The following is an 8,044-nucleotide window of genomic DNA, read 5'->3' as shown; positions in this document are numbered from 1 at the left end:
CTGTAGCCCTGCTCCATGAGCCGGGAGTATGTCGCCCGCTCCCGAGCCAGCTTCACAGGCCCTTGAGCCGTCCGGATCTTACGGATCTCGAAGTCCATCACATCCCCTGAACTGGGGTGTTGCAACGACTCCTAGAACCCAAGCAGACAGGGGGCGCCCTTCGTCGTCGTACCGGGCCGCGCTGTCGGACCCGAACACCGCGGACCCGGTGCTCCCGCCGCTCGCCTACTGGGCGCCGGGACGCACCAGACCGCTCTCGTACGCATACACCGCGGCCTGCACCCGGTCACGCAGCCCCAGCTTCGTCAGCACATGCCCGACATGCGTCTTCACCGTGGTCTCGCTGACGAACAGGTCGGCGGCGATCTCGGCGTTCGACAATCCCCGCGCCACCAGCTTCAGCACCTCCACCTCCCGGTCGGTCAGCGTGTGCAGGGTGTCCGGCACCGGCTCCTCGCCCGACGGCAGATGCGTGGCGTACTTGTCGAGCAGCCGACGCGTGATGCTCGGCGCCAGCATGGCCTCGCCGGACGCCACCACCCGGATCGCCTGCACCAGCTCATTGGCCGGGGCGTCCTTCAGCAGGAACCCGCTGGCCCCCGCCCTCAGCGCCTCCACCACGTACTCGTCCAGATCGAACGTGGTCAGCACCAGCACCTTCGCCGGACCGTCCCGGCCGGGACCGGTGATCTGGCGGGTCGCCTCCACACCGTCCATCCGCGGCATACGGATGTCCATCAGCACCACATCGGGCTGCAACGCCCGCACCTGGTCGATGGCCTGCAAGCCGTCTCCGGCCTCGCCGACGACCGCGATGTCCTGCTCGGCCTCCAGAATCATCCGGAAGCCCGTGCGCAACAGCGGCTGGTCGTCGACCAGTAGGACGCGGATGGCCACGTGGATCTCCTTCTCTAGCCCGGCCCCATTCTGCCCTGCGCCCCGTCCTCCGACGCGGCCGCCCTCACCGGGGCCGGCGCCTCGAGCACCACCGGAAGCGGATACGGCGGGGGAGTGCCGCCGAACTCCGGACAGTGCGCCTGGTGATCGCACCAGCCGCACAGCTTCGTCGGCCGCGGGCGCCACTCGCCGGTCCGCGTCGCCTCCCGGATCGCCTCCCACAGCGCGAGCAGCTTGCGCTCCACGCGCTCCAGATCCGCCAGGACCGGGTCGTACGTCAACACGTCCCCGCTGCCCAGATAGACGAGCTGCAGCCGCCGCGGCACGACGTTCTTCAAGCGCCACACGACCAGCGCGTAGAACTTCATCTGGAACAGCGCGCCGTCGGCGTACTCCGGCCGCGGAGCCTTGCCCGTCTTGTAGTCGACGATCCGCACCTCACCCGTCGGCGCCACGTCGACCCGGTCGATGATCCCGCGGAGCCGCAGACCCGACTCCAGCTCCGTCTCCACGAACATCTCCCGCTCGGCGGGCTCCAGCCGCGTCGGATCCTCCAGCGTGAACCAGCGCTCGACCAGCCGCTCCGCCTCCGCGAGCCAGCCGGCGAGCCGCTCGCCCTGCGGATCGTCGGCGAACAACTCCACCACCTCCGGCCGCGTCTCCCGCAGCCGGTCCCACTGCCCCGGGATCAGCGACTTCGCCCCAGCCGCCGTCCGCTCGGCCGCCGGCGCGTCGAACAGCCGCTCGAGGACGGCGTGCACCAGCGTCCCCTTCGTCGCCGCCGGACTCGGCTTCTCCGGCAGCCGGTCGATCACCCGGAACCGGTACAGCAACGGGCACTGCATGAAATCACCGGCCCGCGACGGCGACAGCGACGCCGGAGCCACCGCGACGACCCCCGCCGCCGCCCCCTCAGGCCCGGCCGCCTCCGTGCGCGACGGCTCCTCCGCCCCACCACCGTCGCCCGCCCGGACGACTCCCTCGCTGCTGCTCTCCATGACCACAGACCTTACGGGCCGCCACCGACAGTCACCCACAAGCCGGGAAACACGGGGGGTGCCGGGCGGAACACCTCACGACCGCCGCATACCATCGGTCACAGACCCTCCCGCCCGTCACGGGCGGGAGACGCTTCGATCGAGGGGACACCGTGGTGGAAAGCGGCGGGAGCGGGCGGCCGCGGCCGGACAACGAGCAGTCGGCCGAGCACCCCGCGACACCTGCGCCCGCGGCCACCGGCGTCCAGCCGAGCGAGCCCCGGGCCGCCGACCCCACGGCCCCCCGCCGGCAGCAGCCGGCCCCGCACGACGACAGCACCACCCCCGAAGCGGCCCCCACCCCTGCCACCGGCGACGAGGCCGAGCCCGGTAAGCCCGGAGCAGACCGGAACGACGACCACGACCCGACTGACGACCCGACTGACGACCCGACTGACGGCGACGAGCCCGCCGAGACCCAGGCCGGAGCCGAAAAGACCGGCGAGACCGGCGAGACCCACGCCGACGTCGGCGAGACCGCAACCCGCAACGGCCGTCACACCGCCGGAACGGGAACAGGAACAGGAACAGGAAAGGGAACAGGAGCCGAGGCCGGGCGGCCCGCACCCCCCGCCCTCCCCAAAGGCCCCCCGCCCCAGCGCCCCCCGGAGCAGCCCCGCGGCGGCATCCTCATGGGCCGTCCCTTCGGCGTACCCGTCTACGTGGCGCCCAGCTGGTTCCTCGTCGCCGCCCTCATCACCTGGGTCTTCGGCGGCCAGCTCGACCGCGTCCTGCCCGAACTCGGCGCCGCCCGCTACCTCGTCTCCCTCTTCTTCGCGGTCGCCTTCTACGCCTCCGTCCTCATCCACGAACTCGCCCACACCATCGCCGCCCTCCGCTTCGAACTCCCCGTCCGCCGCATCCAGCTCCAGTTCTTCGGCGGCGTCTCCGAGATCGAGAAGGAAGCCGAGACCCCGGGCCGCGAGTTCTGGCTCGCCTTCGTCGGCCCCCTCCTCTCCCTCGCCCTGGCCGGCGTGTTCTACCTCGCCATGAACGCCGTCGAACCCGGCACGGTCCCCGGCGTCCTGGTCGCCGGCCTGATGATCTCCAACCTCATCGTGGCCGTCTTCAACCTCCTGCCCGGCCTCCCCCTCGACGGCGGCCGCATGCTCCGCGCCGTCGTCTGGAAGATCACCGGCAGGCCGATGAGCGGCACCGTCGCCGCCGCCTGGGTCGGCCGCGCGCTCGCCGTCTCCGTCCTCATCGGCCTCCCCCTCCTCACCCAGTCCGGCGCCCTCGGCACCCGCGCCGAGGACAGCGTCGGCATGGACACCGTCACCGACGCGCTGCTCGCCGCCATCCTCGCCGCGATCATCTGGACCGGCGCCGGCAACAGCCTGCGCATGGCGCGCCTGCGCGAACACCTCCCCGAACTGCGCGCCCGCACCCTGACCCGGCGCGCCGTCCCCGTCGAGACCCACACCCCCCTGTCCGAAGCGCTGCGCCGCGCCAACGACGCCGGCGCCCGCGCCCTCGTCGTCGTCGACGCCAACGGCGAACCGCTCTCCCTCGTCCGGGAGGCCGCGATCGTCGGCGTCCCCGAACACCGCCGCCCCTGGGTCGCCGTCAGCGGCCTCGCCCAGGACCTCAACGACGGCATGCGCGTCTCCGCCGAACTCGCCGGCGAAGACCTCCTCGACGTCCTGCGCGCCACCCCCGCCACCGAATACCTCGTCGTCGAGGAGACCGGAGAGATCTTCGGCGTGCTCTCCGCAGCCGACGTCGAACGCGCCTTCGTCAAGGCCATGGCCCGCCCCAGCTGACCACCGATCTCCCGAACCGGCGCCCACGCCCCCGATGGTCGGCGGCCCCGCCAAACGCCGGTAGGCTGTTCACATGTCCGAACCGACCGGTGCCGCCCGCAGGCGCGGGCCCTTCAAGGTCGGGGACCAGGTTCAGCTGACCGACCCCAAGGGCCGCCACTACACGTTCACGCTCGAAGCCGGGAAGAACTTCCACACCCACAAGGGTTCCTTCCCGCACGACGAACTGATCGGCGCACCCGAGGGCAGCGTTGTCCGCACCACCGGGAACGTCGCCTACCTCGCGCTGCGCCCCCTGCTCCCCGACTACGTCCTCTCCATGCCCCGCGGGGCAGCCGTCGTCTACCCGAAGGACGCGGGACAGATCCTCGCCTTCGCCGACATCTTCCCCGGCGCACGCGTCGTCGAGGCCGGCGTCGGCTCCGGGTCGCTCAGCAGCTTCCTGCTGCGCGCCATCGGAGACCAGGGCATGCTGCACTCCTACGAGCGCCGCGAGGACTTCGCCGAGATCGCCCAGCAGAACGTCGAGCGCTACTTCGGCGGCCCGCACCCCGCCTGGCAGCTCACCGTCGGCGACCTCCAGGACAACCTGTCCGACACCGACGTCGACCGCGTCATCCTCGACATGCTCGCCCCCTGGGAGTGCCTGGAGGCCGTCTCCAAGGCGCTGGTGCCCGGCGGCATCCTGTGCTGCTACGTCGCCACCACCACCCAGCTCGCACGGACCGTCGAGTCCATCCGCGAGATCGGCTCCTTCAACGAGCCCACCTCCTGGGAGTCGATGATCCGCAACTGGCACGTGGAAGGCCTCGCCGTCCGCCCGGACCACCGGATGATCGGCCACACCGGCTTCCTGCTCACCGCCCGCCGTCTCGCCGACGGCGTCGAGCCGCCCATGCGCCGCCGCCGCCCCGCCAAGGGCGCCTACGGCGAGGACTACACCGGCCCCAACGCCGACGGAGGCAGCGGCCGCTGACCCGGCCCGCACCACCGCTTTCCAACCCAACGACAAGGCGCCGTGACCGAGTTCCCCCAGCACCACGGGAACTCGGTCACGGCGCCTTCTCGTTGCCCCGAGCCGCAGCATGGACGAGGCACGATCCGACCCCTGCGCGCGTCCGAAATCCCGTACCCCGCCGTTCCCCCACCCTGTGACGTGTGGCACGATGCTGGCCAACCCCACCCCCACCGGCACCGCAGGAGAAACTCCTAGTGCAGCACCCCGCCGTCCCGGAACTGGCACACACCCACACCCGGCCCATCCACTGGGTCGCGACCGCCACCGCCATCGCCGGCGTCGTCGCCCTCTCCTCGCTCCTGCAGCCCAAACCCGCCACCGCCGCCCAGGCCACCGCCCCCGACGCGAAACCGGCCCCCACCGCGGCCCCCTCCACCGCGGACGTCGACTTCCCCCTCGACTGCGGCCCCGAACAAGCCCTCGTGGTGAAGAAGGCCAGCGGCGACCTCGACGGCGACGGCGCCCCCGAAACCGTGGCCGTCGTCCACTGCGACGCCCCCATGGGCACCCCGCCCGACGGCGTCTACGTGCTCACCCACAACCCGGGCCACACCCACGCGCGCGTGGTCGCCACCCTCATCGACCCCAAAGCACGCAACACCGTCACCGGTCTCGCCGTCGCCGACGGAGCCGTGCAGGCCACGCTCCTCGGCTACTCGACCCCCGACGTGCCCAGTTGCTGCCCCGACGTGAAGGACAGCGCAAGATGGCAGTGGAAGGACGACGAGTTCGTCCGCTCCACCCCCGCGGGCGCCCGCAGCGTCTGACCCGGCCGTTCGCCCTGCGAGAAATCAATCACCGCTCTCACAGCATGCGACCGGCACGTCACTCGGCGTCCGGACCGTACACCTCGACCCGGTCCGAGACCCGGCGCACATGAATGCAGTCACCCGGACACTCACGCGCCGAGTCGACGACATCCGTCAACAACGGCAAAGGAACCGGCGTCACCGCCCCCACCGCCTGCAACAGCTCGTCGTCCGCGCCCTTGACATACGCAAGGCCGTCGATGTCCAGCTCGAACACCTCGGGCGCGTACTGCGCACAGATTCCGTCGCCGGTACAGAGATCCTGATCGATCCAGACCTCCAGCGCCTCACCGCCGACACCGGCCTCCTGCTGCACGCCCATGACTCCTGCCGTTTATCGTCGAACCGCCGGGGAACCATGCAGGCTCCGACGGGTGTTGAACACTTCGACCCTACCCCCGGCGGCTTTCCAATCATGTTCGGTGGGTATTCCCCTGGCGTGAGGGAGAGCGCAAGGGTGAAGATCGGACACACCCCGACAGTCTTTGTGATCTAGGGGTTTCAATCGACACCCACCCAGGTAGGGTCTGGAAGCGTCCAGCTCCCCTTGGAGGAGGTGAGGACCGTGGCAGCCCACGACGACGACATGAACCGCGGCATCCGCCCGGGACGAGGGTCCGACGACCCGTCCGGGCAGATTGCCTACCTTGAGCAGGAGATCGCCGTCCTGCGGCGCAAGCTCGCCGACTCTCCGCGACACACGAGGATTCTCGAAGAGCGGATCGTCGAGCTCCAGACCAATCTGGCCGGCGTGTCCGCCCAGAACGAGCGACTCGCGGGCACACTCCGCGAGGCCCGCGACCAGATCGTGGCCCTCAAAGAAGAAGTCGACCGGCTCGCACAGCCACCGGCCGGCTTCGGCGTCTTCCTCACGGCGAACGAGGACGGCACGGCCGACATCTTCACCGGAGGCCGCAAACTCCGCGTGAACGTCAGCCCCGGCGTCGAGCTCGAAGAGCTCCGACGCGGCCAGGAAGTGATGCTCAACGAAGCGCTCAACGTGGTCGAGGCCATGGAGTACGAGAGCGTCGGCGACATCGTCACCCTCAAAGAGGTCCTCGAGGACGGCGTACGCGCCCTCGTGCAGGGACACACCGACGAAGAAAGGGTGGTCCGGCTCGCCGAACCGCTCCTCGACGTCGTCATCCGCCCCGGCGACGCCCTGCTGCTCGAACCCCGCTCCGGATACGTCTACGAGGTCGTCCCCAAGAGCGAGGTCGAGGAACTCGTCCTCGAAGAGGTCCCCGACATCGGCTACGAGCAGATCGGCGGCCTCGGCGGCCAGATCGAGATGATCCGCGACGCCGTCGAGCTCCCCTACCTCTACCCCGACCTCTTCAAGGAGCACGAGCTGCGCCCGCCCAAGGGCGTCCTGCTCTACGGGCCGCCCGGATGCGGCAAGACGCTCATCGCCAAGGCCGTCGCCAACTCGCTGGCCAAGAAGGTCGCCGAAGTCACCGGCCAGGCCACCGGCAAGAGCTTCTTCCTCAACATCAAGGGACCCGAGCTCCTCAACAAGTACGTCGGCGAGACCGAGCGGCAGATCCGACTCGTCTTCCAGCGCGCCAGGGAGAAGGCCTCCGAGGGCACCCCCGTCATCGTCTTCTTCGACGAGATGGAGTCCCTCTTCCGCACCCGCGGCTCCGGCGTCAGCTCCGACGTCGAGAACACCATCGTCCCGCAGCTCCTCGCCGAGATCGACGGCGTCGAAGGCCTGCAGAACGTGGTCGTCATCGGCGCCTCGAACCGCGAGGACATGATCGACCCCGCCATCCTGCGCCCCGGCCGCCTCGACGTGAAGATCAAGATCGAGCGCCCGGACGCCGAAGCGGCCAAGGACATCTTCCAGAAGTACCTCACCGAACGCCTGCCCCTCCACTCCGAGGACGTCGGCGAACACGGCGGCGACAAGACCACCACCGTCCAGAGCATGATCCAGACGGCCGTGGAACACATGTACGCCGAATCCGAGGAGAACCGCTTCCTGGAGGTCACCTACGCCAACGGCGACAAGGAAGTCCTCTACTTCAAGGACTTCAACTCCGGCGCCATGATCGAGAACATCGTCGGCCGCGCCAAGAAGATGGCCATCAAGGACTTCCTCGACAAGAACCAGAAGGGCCTGCGCGTCTCCCACCTCCTCCAGGCATGCGTGGACGAGTTCAAGGAGAACGAGGACCTGCCCAACACCACCAACCCCGACGACTGGGCCCGCATCTCCGGAAAGAAGGGCGAACGGATCGTGTACATCCGCACCCTCATCACCGGAAAGCAGGGCGCGGACACCGGACGCTCCATCGACACGGTGGCGAACACCGGACAATACCTGTAAAAGCAGGGCGGCTGCGGGTGCCCACCACGGGTACCCGCAGCCGTTTGTTTTCCGGGCCACGGCTGGAGCAAGGCAATGACGCAAATGATCTCCCCACCAGCGCAGAGGCGTTCTAGGCTCTTCCGTACCGCCGGGTCGCTAGTTGCGGGGACGGGCACCGCACACGCACCGGAGCACCACCGGTATCT

General features: G+C 69.7%; 7 protein-coding genes. 4 read left to right on the top strand and 3 right to left on the bottom strand.

What is annotated here, in order from left to right; genetic code table 11:
• Window positions 1-225: 225 nt before the first annotated feature.
• Complete coding sequence (locus ACN6LD_RS23780) at window positions 226-897, bottom strand: response regulator (RefSeq protein ID WP_107444863.1); 672 nt, start codon at window positions 895-897, stop codon at window positions 226-228.
• A gap of 14 nt (window positions 898-911) precedes the next feature.
• Complete coding sequence (locus tag ACN6LD_RS23775; protein ID WP_445044195.1) at window positions 912-1,895, bottom strand: RecB family exonuclease; 984 nt, start codon at window positions 1,893-1,895, stop codon at window positions 912-914.
• A gap of 152 nt (window positions 1,896-2,047) precedes the next feature.
• Between ACN6LD_RS23775 and ACN6LD_RS23770 the strand changes: the two genes are divergently transcribed.
• The 3 genes from ACN6LD_RS23770 to ACN6LD_RS23760 all read left to right on the top strand — a co-directional run bounded on the left by ACN6LD_RS23770 (window position 2,048) and on the right by ACN6LD_RS23760 (window position 5,482).
• On the top strand, window positions 2,048-3,697 hold the full coding sequence (locus ACN6LD_RS23770; RefSeq protein WP_445044194.1) for a site-2 protease family protein: 1,650 nt from the start codon (window positions 2,048-2,050) through the stop codon (window positions 3,695-3,697).
• A 73-nt stretch (window positions 3,698-3,770) separates the two neighbouring features.
• Window positions 3,771-4,673 (top strand): tRNA (adenine-N1)-methyltransferase, encoded by a 903-nt coding sequence (locus tag ACN6LD_RS23765; RefSeq protein ID WP_046261810.1) that lies wholly within the window; start codon window positions 3,771-3,773, stop codon window positions 4,671-4,673.
• Between the two features lie 236 nt (window positions 4,674-4,909).
• The gene (locus ACN6LD_RS23760) at window positions 4,910-5,482 is read left to right on the top strand and encodes a hypothetical protein (protein ID WP_445044193.1); all 573 of its coding nucleotides are present in this window, start codon (window positions 4,910-4,912) and stop codon (window positions 5,480-5,482) included.
• 58 nt (window positions 5,483-5,540) lie between these two features.
• On the opposite strand, the gene ACN6LD_RS23755 is transcribed toward ACN6LD_RS23760, so the two are convergent.
• Entirely contained in the window at window positions 5,541-5,846 is a 306-nt protein-coding gene (locus ACN6LD_RS23755; RefSeq protein WP_057579620.1) for a ferredoxin, read from the bottom strand.
• A 243-nt stretch (window positions 5,847-6,089) separates the two neighbouring features.
• On the opposite strand from ACN6LD_RS23755, the gene arc reads away from it, so the two are divergent.
• The gene (gene arc / locus ACN6LD_RS23750) at window positions 6,090-7,856 is read left to right on the top strand and encodes a proteasome ATPase (protein ID WP_057579618.1); all 1,767 of its coding nucleotides are present in this window, start codon (window positions 6,090-6,092) and stop codon (window positions 7,854-7,856) included.
• The last annotated feature ends 188 nt before the right edge of the window (window positions 7,857-8,044 follow it).

This window comes from Streptomyces sp. SAS_272, assembly GCF_052543235.1.
Note: the sequence above shows the minus strand (reverse complement) of the source record. Positions and strands in the feature narration are given on the sequence as shown.

Bases quoted from the DNA above. Each gene is read 5' to 3' on its own strand.
- ACN6LD_RS23775 (WP_445044195.1), bottom strand. From the start codon at position 1,895: ATGGAGAGCAGCAGCGAGGGAGTCGTCCGGGCGGGCGACGGTGGTGGG.
- ACN6LD_RS23755 (WP_057579620.1), bottom strand. From the start codon at position 5,846: ATGGGCGTGCAGCAGGAGGCCGGTGTCGGCGGTGAGGCGCTGGAGGTC.
- ACN6LD_RS23765 (WP_046261810.1), top strand. From the start codon at position 3,771: ATGTCCGAACCGACCGGTGCCGCCCGCAGGCGCGGGCCCTTCAAGGTC.